This is a genomic window from Shewanella scandinavica (genome assembly GCF_031932065.1).
In the GTDB taxonomy this organism is placed as follows: Bacteria; Pseudomonadota; Gammaproteobacteria; order Enterobacterales; family Shewanellaceae; genus Shewanella; species Shewanella baltica.
Genome location: NZ_JAUOES010000048.1, coordinates 1 through 13,600, shown reverse-complemented (window position 1 = coordinate 13,600; position 13,600 = coordinate 1). Strand labels below are relative to the sequence as shown.

The 13,600-nt window shown below is 45.3% G+C and carries 12 protein-coding genes; 6 read left to right on the top strand and 6 right to left on the bottom strand.

Features of this window, described 5'->3' with window-relative positions:
- Together Q4Q50_RS21940 and Q4Q50_RS21935 are read right to left on the bottom strand one after the other, a co-directional pair.
- A partial coding sequence (locus Q4Q50_RS21940; protein WP_014357981.1) for a hypothetical protein occupies positions 1-450 on the bottom strand: 450 nt, incomplete at its 3' end.
- A 110-nt stretch (positions 451-560) separates the two neighbouring features.
- Positions 561-944, bottom strand: coding sequence for a hypothetical protein (locus Q4Q50_RS21935; protein ID WP_012197123.1), 384 nt, complete (start codon positions 942-944; stop codon positions 561-563).
- 724 nt (positions 945-1,668) lie between these two features.
- On the opposite strand from Q4Q50_RS21935, the gene Q4Q50_RS21930 reads away from it, so the two are divergent.
- Entirely contained in the window at positions 1,669-3,126 is a 1,458-nt protein-coding gene (locus Q4Q50_RS21930) for a DUF4892 domain-containing protein (RefSeq protein ID WP_311901133.1), read from the top strand.
- A gap of 163 nt (positions 3,127-3,289) precedes the next feature.
- Here Q4Q50_RS21930 and Q4Q50_RS21925 read toward each other — a convergent pair whose 3' ends face one another.
- On the bottom strand, positions 3,290-4,000 hold the full coding sequence (locus Q4Q50_RS21925) for a 23S rRNA pseudouridine(2604) synthase RluF (protein ID WP_311889819.1): 711 nt from the start codon (positions 3,998-4,000) through the stop codon (positions 3,290-3,292).
- A 129-nt stretch (positions 4,001-4,129) separates the two neighbouring features.
- A complete protein-coding gene (locus Q4Q50_RS21920; RefSeq protein WP_006080434.1) occupies positions 4,130-5,464 on the bottom strand; it encodes a Na+/H+ antiporter NhaC family protein in 1,335 nt (444 codons plus the stop codon).
- Positions 5,465-6,144: 680 nt separating this feature from the next.
- On the opposite strand from Q4Q50_RS21920, the gene Q4Q50_RS21915 reads away from it, so the two are divergent.
- The 4 genes from Q4Q50_RS21915 (at position 6,145) to Q4Q50_RS21900 (ending at position 9,104) form a co-directional block, all read left to right on the top strand.
- Entirely contained in the window at positions 6,145-7,053 is a 909-nt protein-coding gene (locus Q4Q50_RS21915) for a DUF6662 family protein (RefSeq protein ID WP_311889820.1), read from the top strand.
- Positions 7,054-7,161: 108 nt separating this feature from the next.
- A complete protein-coding gene (locus Q4Q50_RS21910) occupies positions 7,162-7,716 on the top strand; it encodes an FMN-binding protein (RefSeq protein ID WP_071938471.1) in 555 nt (184 codons plus the stop codon).
- The gene (locus Q4Q50_RS21905; RefSeq protein WP_006083954.1) at positions 7,713-8,558 is read left to right on the top strand and encodes an FAD:protein FMN transferase; all 846 of its coding nucleotides are present in this window, start codon (positions 7,713-7,715) and stop codon (positions 8,556-8,558) included. The genes Q4Q50_RS21910 and Q4Q50_RS21905 overlap by 4 nt, the downstream gene beginning before the upstream one ends.
- A gap of 81 nt (positions 8,559-8,639) precedes the next feature.
- The gene (locus tag Q4Q50_RS21900) at positions 8,640-9,104 is read left to right on the top strand and encodes a hypothetical protein (RefSeq protein ID WP_311889823.1); all 465 of its coding nucleotides are present in this window, start codon (positions 8,640-8,642) and stop codon (positions 9,102-9,104) included.
- 179 nt (positions 9,105-9,283) lie between these two features.
- Here Q4Q50_RS21900 and Q4Q50_RS21895 read toward each other — a convergent pair whose 3' ends face one another.
- Together Q4Q50_RS21895 and Q4Q50_RS21890 are read right to left on the bottom strand one after the other, a co-directional pair.
- Complete coding sequence (locus tag Q4Q50_RS21895; protein ID WP_311901127.1) at positions 9,284-10,915, bottom strand: methyl-accepting chemotaxis protein; 1,632 nt, start codon at positions 10,913-10,915, stop codon at positions 9,284-9,286.
- Between the two features lie 164 nt (positions 10,916-11,079).
- A complete protein-coding gene (locus Q4Q50_RS21890) occupies positions 11,080-11,970 on the bottom strand; it encodes a DMT family transporter (protein ID WP_311901125.1) in 891 nt (296 codons plus the stop codon).
- A gap of 313 nt (positions 11,971-12,283) precedes the next feature.
- Here Q4Q50_RS21890 and Q4Q50_RS21885 point away from each other — a divergent pair, with 313 nt between their 5' ends.
- On the top strand, positions 12,284-13,060 hold the full coding sequence (locus Q4Q50_RS21885; RefSeq protein WP_311901124.1) for an AraC family transcriptional regulator: 777 nt from the start codon (positions 12,284-12,286) through the stop codon (positions 13,058-13,060).
- Positions 13,061-13,600: the final 540 nt, after the last annotated feature.

Below are 13,600 nucleotides of genomic sequence, written 5' to 3'. Positions count from 1 at the left end.
GCTGTCAAAACTGGAGTATATATTTTTCACTAAAACAAGAAATGGCGAGCCATAGCTCCAAATAAGGGCTCCAATGATTCCGTAAAATAATGCGGTGCGATGAAGATAGTTTTTATACCTACAGTATTTTCCGAAAGTTGCGTATACGTCAGGCTTAAATCTTGTAGATGCCTGGGATACAATGTCGTCTATTAGTTTTAATTTAAATTCTACAAATACAGCGCATGCGCCGATTAAAGCTCCAGATCTCTCAAACCAAGTGTATGCGCTCTCTTGAAAAGGTCTTATCGCTTCGACTGTATTTATGATTAGCACGAAGATGAATGTCAAAGCAAATGCTGCTGAACAGAAGCCTATCCGCTTTACTATTGGCTCTTTGTACGAAGAATATATATTTTCAAAACCTTCGCTGTCGAAGCCTATAAATGTTGGTAGCCGCGATCGTGTCATATTATTCAGCCTGCGTTTAACTGGGGGTAGCTAATGATTAAGCTAAGGGGCGGGCTTTAGCCCGTCCCAGTGAGCGAAGCGAACGATTTGATCGCCTTGTATGGCGGACCTTACTCCCCACAGACTGCTTTTAGTAAGTTAGGGCTTACAGAGTTGGCCATAGCTTTGTTCGCTGAAAGATAACCGATTATTTGTTTATTTTTGATTATCATTGGAGGGGTGCTGGTGTATTGATTAAATACAGAGTAAGTGCTGTATTTGCCACCAAACTGGCCATATTTATTCCAGATTGACTCGGCACTATATTCGCTACCATAGGTCCCGTAATTATTAAAAACTGAGTCTGAATCATATTTGCTGCCAAGCTTGCCTAGATAGGTATTTTCTCCGTCTTGGGCGATCAATGTAGCACCTTCAACTAAGTTGCATAACTGCTCTGCTTGAGTGATTGCGCTAAATATAAATAGCGATAGAAATGCGATTGCCTTTTTCATACGGCCTCATGATTAGCCTAACGTCTTAGTATTTATGTGCTGCGCTGTTTACCTCATTAGACCAGTAAAAACGCGCATCATTAACTGTTTGTATTGCAAAGAACTTATCAGTTTTTTATCTAATACACCATCCGGAAAAACGCGCATGCGCGTTTTCCAAACCTATTAACTAATTTTGGGAAAGTTTATGCGGATGATTTTTAAGGGTTTTATAAATTTTAGGTTGGATAAACGCGCAAACTAATGAGTTTAAAAACACTCAAAAGCATCTAAATTTAAATACGACTGTATACCCATACATTGTTAGTCGCTTTACGGTAGGGCCAAACATTGGGTAAACAGATAATAATTTGTAGGGAAACTCGTTCGTCAGTTTTCGATTTACTAAACGAGTACTAGCAAGCTTTGGGGCAAAAAGCTTTAGCCAGATGAACAGTTCAATGGTCGTTAAAATTGCCATTATTGCAACTGTGACCGTTGACGGCGGACATGGTTGCTCTTTCATATTCGTATGATCGCGGCATCTCCACTTCTGTGTGCTATTTAAAGATGGGGGGCTTTATATTTCTTTCTTCGGTGTATTTTCTGTATTTCCTTTTCAATAAAAAGTATTACTTTTATGCCGTTTAATACCTAGGTAAAAAATTTTATCGTATTATCCCATCACTATTTCTTTATCTAGTTGGTTCGCGAGAGCTAGATTCCCCACAGAAAAGGATTTTTTATGGGACATAAGACGTTATTGAATGTTGTACTTTTGACCGCGACCTGCGGTGTCGCCACTTTTGCGGTGAATGCTGAATCGCTGTTTACTCCCTTTCCTGACGCCAAATCGCCTGAAGAAAAGCGCATCCACTTTACGCCCTTTGAACTTATCACCGCAGTGAATGGTGACAAGTTCACTCTGTTGCCTGTATCAGGAAAATTGACTCGACAAAGCGTTGAGTTACCCGAGGGGTATAGTCCTGAACATGTGATCAATAACTATTTGGCACAGCTAAAAAAGCTGAATGCCGAAGTGTTATTTAATTGCACGGCAGCATCCTGCGGCGACGGGCAAGCTATGCAAACTCAGCTAAAGCCGCTTAAGAGCGTGAATGCCGACTTTCACAGTGCTTACGTGGCGGCAAAACTGAAAGGTTCTCGCGGTGAGGTTTACGCCAGTATCTATGTCGTCAATCGCGAGGACAGATATACCTATCTGCAAGTCGATATCCTTGATTCTATTCCTGAGCCGCTAGACTTGATCCAAGCCAATAGTGACTTTTTACAGCAGGCGCCGAAGCAAATTGAGATTAAAGATAGGCGTAGTGACGATGCTCAAGGAGCGGCAGATCATCCTTTGCTGGGGCGTCTGCCTGGCAGTTACATTGATCGCTATAAGCAAACCAATTTTACGCAGGTGCCTGTATTGGTGGGGATCTCGGGCGCCGATTATCAAACCCAATCGCTGGATGCCAAGCTTACCCAAATAAGTTATCAGATGCCTGAAAGCTATTCGTTGTTTGAAATCAACAGCAATTATGCCGCCGCAGCACAAAAACTGCAGGCTGAGCGGATATTCCATTGCAAAGGCACGGCCTGCGGCGAGGATGATAGCCTGATCAATGCCATCAAATTAATCAAGGATGATAAAGAAGACGAATGGCAGGAGTATCAGCTGTTTAAGCTGAGTAACGCCAAGGGTGATGTTTACTTCGATATCTATTCCCAAGGATATTTCGATGGCACACCTGCCGATACTACGCTTAGGGTAATGGAACTCTCTACTCTGAAGGATGATCGTGTGGCGATCGACCTCGATGCCTTGACCGATGCGATTAGCCAAACAGGTAAGGCGACGTTAGAAGGATTGTTGTTTGATTATGACAGTGAGCGTATGTTGCCCGAGTCTAAGCCTGTACTCGAGGTCCTCGCGAGCTATCTTAAGCAGAATCCGACGCTGAGTTTCTATGTGGTCGGACATACCGATGACAAGGGCGAGCGGAGTTACAATCAAAGCCTGTCGGAGCGGCGCGCCGCAGCTGTGATTAAGCAGTTGAGTGACGGGTTTCAAATTCCGTCGGCCCAATTAACCGCCCACGGTAACGGGGAGTACAGCCCAGTGGCCAGCAACACTAATGACGCCGGACAAAAATTGAATCGCAGAGTGGAGTTAGTGCTTCGTTCGGATAAAAAGTAGCTCAAGGTTATCAGCTTGAAAGGCTATCTTCGTTCCATCAAAAACGCCTGAGATGACTCGGGCGTTTCTAGCTTCAGAGGCGTTCATTGGAAAATATTGTTCGCGCGGGCATTTGTCTCAAATTGAGGCTAGCTGCTTGAGGGCATTCGCGATTTGTCTGCCATTAAATTGTGACTGTGGCTTTAAGCACTGCAACTTCCTGTGGGGTGAGTGGCCGCATCGCTCCTTCGGCTAAGGATTCTAGCGTTAATGTCATTAATGCGACGCGCTGTAAGTCAATTACCTTATAGCCTAAGGCGATGGCCATACGCCGAATTTGGCGATTTAGTCCCTGAGTCAGCACGATTTCAAAGCTGTCCGAACTGAGGCGGCGGACTTGGCAGGGCAGGGTTTGCACATCTTTATAACGCACTCCACTGGCCATTTGTTCAACAAACTCATCAGTGAATGGCCGGTTGAGGTGCACATGGTAGGTTTTACTGTGGGCAAAACTGGGGTGCATGAGTTTATGGGTTAGCTCACCATCATTAGTTAACAGCAGTAGGCCGCGGGAATCCTTATCGAGTCTGCCGACTGGATAGAGTCTTGGCGCTTTGGGGAGCAAGTGTACAAGACTCGTTTCATCCTGCTCAAGCAGGCGGCAATCTGTGCCCACGGCTTTGTTCAATATCCAATAGGCGAGGGTTTCGGTTTGAGTGATAGGTGCGCCATCAAGCTCAATGCTGTCGAGACAGTTTAAAGATTCGTCTAAATGGATGGGATCTGTGTGGCGGGCGATATGGCCATTGAGTGTGATGCGCCCGGCCTCAATTAAACGGCAGGCTTCACGGCGTGAGCCTATGCCACATTGGGCGAGGTATTTTGCAAGGCGCATATCAATCCAAGGTTGATGAATTTAAACATAAAAAAGGAGCCGAATTCGGCTCCTTCAATTGTACTTATCGGCATCTTAATTAGCTATTTCAACCTGCATATTAACAAGCGATAAGTAGAGTGCGACCTATCAATGACGTTTGCGGAAAATCACAATCGCAACGGCCACTACGGCTAAAATCATACAGTACCAAGCGTGTGATACCGCAGCCAATGGGGTGATGCTAAAGGTCGATGCGATCAGTAGGGCTTGTGCGCCATACGGGATCAAACCTTGGATAATACAGGCGAAAATATCGAGGACGCTGGCGGCACGTTTTGGGCTCACGCCATGTTTCTCGGCTAAGTCTTTGGCAATATCACCGGTCACAACGATAGAAACCGTGTTGTTGGCCACACAAGTGTTAGTCACTGCAACTATGCCAGCCATACCCAGTTCTGCGGCGCGGCATGATGCTTCACCTTGTGCCTTTGAGAAACGCGTGATCAGCTTTTCAATCTGTTTGCTCACAAAGGCAAGACCACCTTGTTGCTGCATAAGTGCCGCTAAACCACCGACCAGCATAGACAGAATGAAAATCTCCTGCATATTGCTAAAGCCAGCATAAATATCTTTACCAAATTGGATCACGCCGTAATCCATGGTAAACAGACCCGTAGCGCCCGCTAATAAGATACCTAAGGTCAAGACCACAAATACGTTCAGACCCGCTACAGCTAAGATCAAAATGGTCAGATAAGGAATGACCTTAATGAGATCTATGTTCTGCGTCGCTAATTCCGCCTGGCCTTGGCCTGCAAATACAAAGGCTAACAAGGTAAGCAGTGATGCTGGGATAGCGAAAATCAGGTTTTCACGGAATTTATCTTTCATATCACAGCCTTGAGTACGGGTGGCTGCAATCGTGGTATCTGAAATAATCGATAAGTTGTCACCGAATAGGGCGCCAGACATGACCGCACCTGCCATCAGGGCGTAGTCGATTTGCGCTTGGTCGGCCACGCCGAGGGCGATGGGTGCGACAGCAGCTATGGTGCCCATTGATGTCCCCATGGCTGTTGCGATAAAGGCCGCAATCACGAAGAAACCGGGTAACAACAAGTTTGATGGGATCAGTGATAAACCCAAAGCAACTGTGGCATCGACACCGCCAGTGGCTTTAGCGACCGCCGCAAAGGCGCCTGCTAATAGATAAATCAAACACATAGCAATAATGTTACTGTGACCAATACCGCCAATGAAGGTATCAATCGATTGATTCAATTTCTGTTTTGATAAAATCAACGCCAGAATAATCGCGGGTAAAATGGCGATAACACTCGGTAATTGATAGAAGGCGAAGTCGACACCTTGGCTTTGGAAATACACACCCGCGCCAATGAAAAGACCAAGGAAAACAAATAATGGCAACAGGGCAATGAAAGATGCCGGGCTGTGCTGTGTTGCTGGTGTTGGATTGCTCAAATGTTATCTCTCTTTCGCTTAGAGTTCTTTCCGCTGGATCCTTAGCAGTCAAACTCGCTTAAATTTAGTGTCGCTTCGGCATCGTATCTTAGCAACTTGAGGCAAAGCATATTTGATCCCTGCTAACCTGTCAATTTAGACGTCTAGATGTTTTTACTTCCGTTGTGATCGCTAGGTTATTAATTGGTTGTATAAGATGAGGCTTGGTCTATATTTTATTTTATAATCAATGTATTAACAGTTTGCATTCAGGTTAAGTTAGCGGGTTTTTATCTGATTTAGAGTGTATTGCAACTGAATTAAGTAGCGTAAAATTTAAGCTGTTGCCCGGGGTGATGGGATAAGTTGGCTATTTATCGCCCTTATTTCCCTTGAAGCTTTGATGCACTGAGTGAGTGTCGATATGAGTTTAGAAGGCGAAGAAGATGAGCTGGATCCATCGAGTTAAGTTCATTTTTATTGCTTATTAGCTTGCAGCGCTCGTTTAGCGGCCTAATCACGTTCACATAACAAAATAATATTAATTAAACCTTAACAATCAATTCATTGTTTTCAAATGTAAAAAAGTGTTAACCGCATAAAAAACCTATAAAACACTAATGATAACGATTTGCGTTGTACTAGAGAGTTTAATAGAATCCGCACAAATTATGTTAATAACTCTTTGGGGCTTTGTTTAAATGCATACATCTTCTCGCCATGGCTTGAGTCTCGTAGCCGTCTCTTTACTGACTTTAGTGTTGAACCATACTGCGATCGCCGGTGAAGATTTATTCGGTTATGTCAAAGGCGCTGAAGCTATGCCTAAAGACGCCATCGAACTGTACCAAAAGATCACCCTGCGTAATGATAAGGGTCAAGGCACCTACAGAGGTATTAACTACGAAACTGAATTCGAGTATGGCCTAACGAATAAACTGGCGGTGTCAGCTTCTGCTAAGTTTATGTCCTTAGACACCAGTGGGCTTATCATCGATGGTTATTTGCCGGCAGAGAAAAAAATTGGTTTTCAATCCTCTGGCGCCGAAGTTGGCCTAAGCTATATGTTTTTAAGCCCAGCCAAGGATGACATAGGTTTGTCGATGACAGCCTCCCTCGACTACGACTGGATTGATGTGCATTCTGGCCAAGACAAAGACACCTTGTCGTTAGATCTTGGTCTGCAAACCCAAAAATACATGCTCGAAGGTGAGTTAATTTGGGTGGGAAACTTAGGCATGGAATCAACCTATGCCGACCGCGCGCCTATCGCTAATCTACCAGAAGACTTCGAATGGTCGACGGATCCAGAGATGGAACTGGAATTGAAAATGGGCACAGGCTTAAGCTATCGTTTCGCCCCTAATTGGTTCGTTAGCGCCGAAGTGCTGTTTGAAACTGAATTTGAAACTGAAATTGGTCAAGAACGATGGTCCTTCTTTGCTGGCCCTTCATTGCATTATGGCAGTGCCGATTGGTGGGCGACGCTGACTTGGTTACCACAGTTAAGTGGCGGTGGTGAGCAGTACCAAGGTCAGCGCGATACCAGTTTGCATCTGATTGAAAAAACAGAACAAGAAATCAGATTGAAGGTCGCATTTAACTTTTAATCTAGGTTCAATGAAGGCTGTTGCAGCGAATGTAATAGGCTGCACCGCCAGAGTGAGCGCCAAGGATGGCTCGTTTTTATCCCATATTCACTAACATTAGGTATTGAAATGGCGCAGACATATTGGAATAGCTTGTGGTTTATGCCCATGGTCGTGGTGACCGTGCCCGCTTTTGCTGCTGACTATTTAACGGTTGCACAGGCGCAGGCATTGATTTTTGATCAAGCGGCCGTATTTAGCGAGCGGCCAACCTTATTGAGCTCAGATGCGAAAGATCAGATCAAAGATTTGTCTGGCGTGCGTCAGCGTCAAGATCAACAGCCGATTTGGAAAGTGGAGAAAGACGGGCAATTTCTCGGTTGGTTTATGGTTGATGATGTGGTCGGTAAACATGAATACATTACTTATGCCGTGGGGATTAGCCCGCAAGGTGAAGTGTTAGGTTTAGAAGTGTTGAGTTACCGCGAGACCCATGGCGGTCAAGTGCGCGAGGCCAGTTGGCGCCAACAGTTCCACGGTAAAACACTGAACGATCCCTTTAAACTGGATGAGGATGTCACCAATATCAGCGGCGCGACCTTGAGTTGCCGTAATTTACTCGATGGTGTGAAGCGTCTGTTGGTTATTCATCAACTCTTCCTGTCACAGACGGCATTATCGTGATACGTCGCGCTAAACCCTTACTCGGGACTTTGGTGGAAATTGCCGCCGAGTCACTGCCACATTCTGGCAGTGAGATCCCACTTGAGGATAAAGCCTTAGAAGCCGCGATGACAGCGGCTTTTTCACGTGTGACGCATATTGGTCGGTTACTGAGTTTTCATCAGCAAGACAGTGAGTTAAATCAGCTAAATCGCCAGCCAGGGACATGGATTCGTGTAAGCCAAGACAGTTTACGAGTGCTCAAGTTAGCTAAGTGGCTAGGCAAGGCGAGCAACAACTTGTTCAATTGTACTGTCGGCGGGGAAATGATGTCCCGCGGTGCTTTGCCTGCCTATCTTGGTATGCCTTTGTTATTGCAAGGTGAGTGGCAAGATATTGAAATAAAAGATAATCAAGTACGATTAGCTAGGCCACTCATTTTAACCTTAGATGGCATAGCCAAAGGTTATGCGGTTGATATGGCGGTGAGTGAGCTGCGCCGTGCGGGCGTTGGCGGTGGTTGGGTGAATGCCGGTGGCGATTTAAGAGTCTTTGGCAGTGCCTCTTTAAATGTACTCTGCCGCGGCCCAAAGGGATTGAGCCAAAAGATCTGCGTTAGCAATATGGCGCTGGCAAGTTCGCGGGTGTCACAAACTTTAAGCCATGATTATCCTGCGTTATTACTGCCCACGGGCAATGTTACTGATGTGAATATCGATCTTGAAAGTGAACGTATTGTCAGTGTGAGTGCGCCCTTTGCTTGGCGCGCCGATGCGTTGACTAAGGTTGCGGGTTACCTAAGCTCTGACTCCGCCGCTGACAAAATTGCTCACTTAGGTGGTCGATTAGTCAGTTTTGAATAATCATTCCTTTGGTACTATTTGCAGTTTTCCTTACTGAATTTACTAAGGAAAAGCTGCGTTATGAGTGTATAACATTTTCCTATGAAGAAATTAACTGGCTATCCAAATTGGTTTTTTTGGCTAATCATTCTTACCATTAGCGTCACCACGCTCACAGGCTTGTTTATGCTGCCTTGGGTGATGGAGTTTAAGTTGCAGTGGGAAGTGGATTTTGGCCTCAGCGGTGAACTACGGTTACCCGCAGTGGTGATACATGTGTTGTTAGGTTGGTTACTGTTGATGCTACTTGGTGCACTTTGGCACAGTCATATTCGGGCAGGATGGCGTAAAAAATTGAACCATTGGAGTGGCTTAGTGATGTCACTCAGTCTTATCACCTTAGCGTTAACGGGTGTGGGACTGTATTACTTGAGCTCAGAATCAGCCCAACTGTTTGCCAGTTTATTGCATATGTTTTTGGGGATGTTATTGTTTTCAGGTTTTGTTTGGCATTATTACCATGGCCGTAAAATTCGCGTTCAATCCCTTAGGCGTCACCGTAGCTGATAAGTTTTGCATCAAAGCCCAATTTGAAATCCAATTCAAAAGCATTCGATTAAAAATCCCATGTTAAAACACATTAAAAAGAGTGCCTAATTGGCACTCTTTTCGTTTTAGCTGTTTGTCACGAGCGGTCTGTTATTAACCGCTTGTCACTAACTATGTGTCGTTAGCAACCGGCCAGCTTAGGCGACTTTAAATCGCGCCACTTCTTTTTGTAGGTTACTGCAAATAGCCTTAGTGTTGACGACGATTTGTTGGGTCTCTTGAATGACTAAGTTGCAGTATCTGGTTTTATCGGATAATTCAGTCAAGTTACGGTTAATTTCTTCGGTTACATGGGTTTGCTCTTCGGTCGCCGTTGCCGTTTGAGTGGACATCTCGCTGACCTTAGAGGTGGAGTTTAGGATTTCATCCAATGCATCTTGGGTTTGGCTGGCGAGGGTGACGGTTGATGTGGTCAGGCTGGCGCCAGATTCAATGCTTTTAACTGCATCATTTACGCCGCGTTGTAACTCTTCAATCATACGCTGAATATCTTGGGTCGAGGTTTCGGTGCGACTCGCCAGTGTACGCACTTCGTCGGCGACCACGGCAAAGCCGCGGCCCTGTTCGCCAGCGCGCGCCGCTTCAATGGCCGCGTTAAGGGCGAGCAGGTTAGTTTGCTCAGCAATAGAGCGGATCACATCGAGCACTGAGGCAATATTGGCAGAATTGACTGAGAGTTTTTCAATAACAGTCACGGCATTTTTAACCGACTCAGACAGTTGCTGAATATGATTAACGGACTGGGCAAGGATATTTTTACCTTCCAGCGTTTGGTCGTTCACCTTAGTGATTTCGGTCGCCGTGTGCAGGGCATTGCTGGCGACTTCCCTTACGGCGGCACTCATTTCATTGACCGCTGTGACTATGGTATCGACAAACTGCTCTTGTTCATGACTGATGTTGATAGTGGTTGCCGACTTAGTCGCAAGGCTTTCAACGGTTTGGCTCACATCCTTGGTTTGGCCAATAATCGAGATCACCATTTGCTGCAGTTGTTCTACAAACAAGTTAAAGGCCTCGGCAAGCTCACCGATTTCATCCTGACGTTTGATCGGGATCCTTTGAGTTAAGTTACCGTCACCATCAACAATGTCATTGATCCTGCTAGTGATATCTTTAATGGCATTAACGATGATTTTAGGGCCGAAATAGGCAATCAACAGAGCGACTATGGCCACTAAGCTGGCTATGGTGAGGGAAATTTGGGTTTGGGTGGTTGCCTGTTCAGTTGCTTGCAAGTCCAGCTCTTTGACGCGGTTATCGGCCGCTTCCCCTGCGGCATTATAGATGCTTCTCAAGGCTTTAAATTCTTGTTTGGATTTGGTTTCGTGGAGTTGTTTCGCGCGTTCAAAGTCATTACTTTTGACGGCATTAATGACTTCAGATGAGGCTTGATACCAAAGAGAAAATTGCGCTTCAAAGCCATTGGTGGATTGCAGTACCAGCAGATGGTCTTTAAGGATTTTTTTAAACTCGCCCATTCGGTCACGGGCTTGGTCGACGTTTTCTTGCCAGTTATCAATCTCACTCTGGCGATTCTCGGCTGATAATTCTTCCCTTAATAACACTTCTTCACTGAGCTGTGCTTGATAAAGATCGCGGTCGGCATTGAGAATCGCCGAAATCGCAGGATTAAATAACTGACTGAACTCTTGCATCTGTTTCACTGTAACACGGCTTTGCATGGCGTCTGTGACGGCCATAACAATGAGCGCTGTCGCCATAATGGCAAACATCAGTGAAAACTTAACGCGAATACTGTTAAACATAGGAGTATCTCCATTAATAACCTAATAAATAGCTTAGCCGTTATTGATGAAATTGCTTTTACATGCAGTAAATTGCGATGGGATTCAGTGCGAAGTTTTGTGCCCATTGAAAGAAGATGAATAGCCCCAACTGTGCAGCCAGGGCTTTGATATTTTAGCTTATGTTATTCGGGGCAAGCTAAGGTGGGTATGGCTTTTGGCTTAGGCTTTATCTGCACTAGCATGACACCCATGATGACCATAGAGCCGCCAATGTAATGATAAATGGCCAAGGTTTCATCTAGGATAATGGCCGCCAGTATCGCCGCAATAATCGGCATTAAATTAAAGAACACGCTGGTGCGATCGGCGCCGAGTTTGCTGATGCCATTGATCCAAGCCCACGGTGCGAGCAGCGAGGCCGCAACTGCCGCATACAGGATCAGTGGTGCCGATTGCGTGCTGATCGCCATACTTGGGCTACTGAACAGCAGCGGTGTCAGCATAAATACAGCTATGAGTCCTTGAATATAAACCGATTCCAAAGTGGGCAGTGGTAATTGCCAGCGTTTCAGTAATACGCCATAGAGTGCATACACAAAGGCGCTGAACAGCAGTAACAAGTCACCTTGGGTGACGCCGATGGCAAGATTCATCATATCGCCGTGACTCAACATAAAAATTAAGCCAACGAGCGAGATCAGTGTGCCACCAAAGGCTAACGGCGACAGCTTCTGTTTGAGTAAGGGAACGGCTAAAAACAGGCTGATCATAGGCACGAGTGAGGTGATCAATGCCATATTCGTCGCCGTGGTGGTGGCCGCGGCAAAATAGGCGAGACTCTGGTTGAGCACCATACCTAGCATGGCCAAAGTCGCGAACTTAGGTAACAGTGGCAAGATCACTCGGCGCTTTTGCCACACGCGACCCGCGACAAAGGGCGTTAATAGCAACATTGCAAAAAACCAACGGTAAAACGCTATGGCTTCAGGATCGATAATCCCAAATGAGAGTTTATTAACTATCGAGTTACCCGCCCAAATGAAAACGGCTAATAGGGGAAACAAATACAACATGATTTTGCCTTTCGATAATGGTTTACGTGGCTGGACATGAGTGAATAGGCATAAGCGACTGAGTCTACATGGCTAAAACTGAGTAACTCAGAATGAGAGACTCTGCTTACTACGTATTACTTATACATCCAGATAATCATTGCAGGCAATTATCCATGGTCGGTTATGATATAGATATCGCTTATCAGACAAGGTCAGTTCCCCGGCGGACAGAGTGCTATGGGGTAGCAAAATTGCTTGAATGCTATTAAACCAGTTGAGCACTATTAAACGAGAGAATGTATTGAGCTAGAAGGCTTTAAGGACAGACAAAATGCGTACGGTTTATCATCCCCTTACGGCAGAGCAAGAGCCAGTTGCGGATATTTTCTTTAACTATGAAGCTTTCTTGCCAAATACGGTAACGCCAAAACATCAACATGTTTGGGGACAACTGCAGTTAATCAGCGGTGGAATTATGGAGTTACATGCTGCAGGGCAACGGTTTTTATCTCCGTCGCAATATGCAATTTGGGTTCCTGCGGGGATAGAGCATGAAAGTTTCACTCGGCGTAGTATCCATTATTGTTCGATGAATATCGTTGCCGAGCGGGCTGCGGCGTTTCCCCTAGAGACCTGTTTGTTAGCTGTGACATCCATTGCCCAATCTATCGTAAACGATCTGCGGGAGCGGCAAGTTAGAGTGGCAAACTCGGCGGCGGATAAACGGCTTGTTGAGGTTTTGCTCGATCAGCTCACTATCGGCCAAGCTCTGCCGCAATTTTTGCCCACAGTCTCAGATAAACTGTTACAGCCGTTGTTGCTGGCACTTGAAGCCGACCCTGCGAGTCCTAAGACCTTTAAATCTTGGGCCAATGAATTACACACTACAGAGCGTACCTTAGCCCGTCGTTGCCAAGAGGCGCTGGGGATGAGTTTTACCGAGTTAAGGCAAAGGCATAAGTTTATCTATTCCTTACAACTATTACGTCAGGGACTTGCAATCAAAGAGGTGGCATTGACGCTCGGCTATAACCAAACTTCGCCTTATATCGTGATGTTTAAAAAATATGCCCAGTACTCGCCGGAGCAGTATCGCCGTCGATTGTGATGGCGCATAAGTTTAGTGTGATGGCATATAAGCTTAGTGTGTTGAAAAATGACCTGTTGTTAATTCGAACGCTAGCGTATGTTGTGAGGCGATAAGCGGATAAAACCGAGAAATAAAATAGGGTGCCAAAGCATTTAGCACCCTATTTTCGGCCTATTTAAAGAGAGGATTTAAGGTTTTTTTACATTGATGGATAAATTAGTCGGATGCTTTTTGGCGGTTCCGTTTATCCTGACGCTTCTCTTTTAAGGTTTTCATTGGCGGTTTTTTGTTTTTTTCTTTACTCATAGATATAGACTCCAAAGTGAAGGTCACTATCCGGTTCCGCGCCGCAATTCGGTTCCGATAGTTGGGCTCAATTTTTATTTCAGGCTTAAATTGAGTCGGTTTATTTATAAAGGACACATAAAACGTAATTTAACGATGAGGTGCCGAACCTAAACCTCTTAACCCCTTTGCTTTTTTTACCTTAAAGCGCTGCCATGACTTAGTGTAAATAGTGGCAAAAGGCGTTAATTTCAGTGTTAAATTAATTTAATG

Coding starts and splice junctions, on each gene's coding strand:
- Q4Q50_RS21935 (WP_012197123.1), bottom strand. CDS start 944: ATGAAAAAGGCAATCGCATTTCTATCGCTATTTATATTTAGCGCAATC.
- Q4Q50_RS21930 (WP_311901133.1), top strand. CDS start 1,669: ATGGGACATAAGACGTTATTGAATGTTGTACTTTTGACCGCGACCTGC.
- Q4Q50_RS21925 (WP_311889819.1), bottom strand. CDS start 4,000: ATGCGCCTTGCAAAATACCTCGCCCAATGTGGCATAGGCTCACGCCGT.
- Q4Q50_RS21915 (WP_311889820.1), top strand. CDS start 6,145: ATGCATACATCTTCTCGCCATGGCTTGAGTCTCGTAGCCGTCTCTTTA.
- Q4Q50_RS21910 (WP_071938471.1), top strand. CDS start 7,162: ATGGCGCAGACATATTGGAATAGCTTGTGGTTTATGCCCATGGTCGTG.
- Q4Q50_RS21900 (WP_311889823.1), top strand. CDS start 8,640: ATGAAGAAATTAACTGGCTATCCAAATTGGTTTTTTTGGCTAATCATT.
- Q4Q50_RS21895 (WP_311901127.1), bottom strand. CDS start 10,915: ATGTTTAACAGTATTCGCGTTAAGTTTTCACTGATGTTTGCCATTATG.
- Q4Q50_RS21890 (WP_311901125.1), bottom strand. CDS start 11,970: ATGTTGTATTTGTTTCCCCTATTAGCCGTTTTCATTTGGGCGGGTAAC.
- Q4Q50_RS21885 (WP_311901124.1), top strand. CDS start 12,284: ATGCGTACGGTTTATCATCCCCTTACGGCAGAGCAAGAGCCAGTTGCG.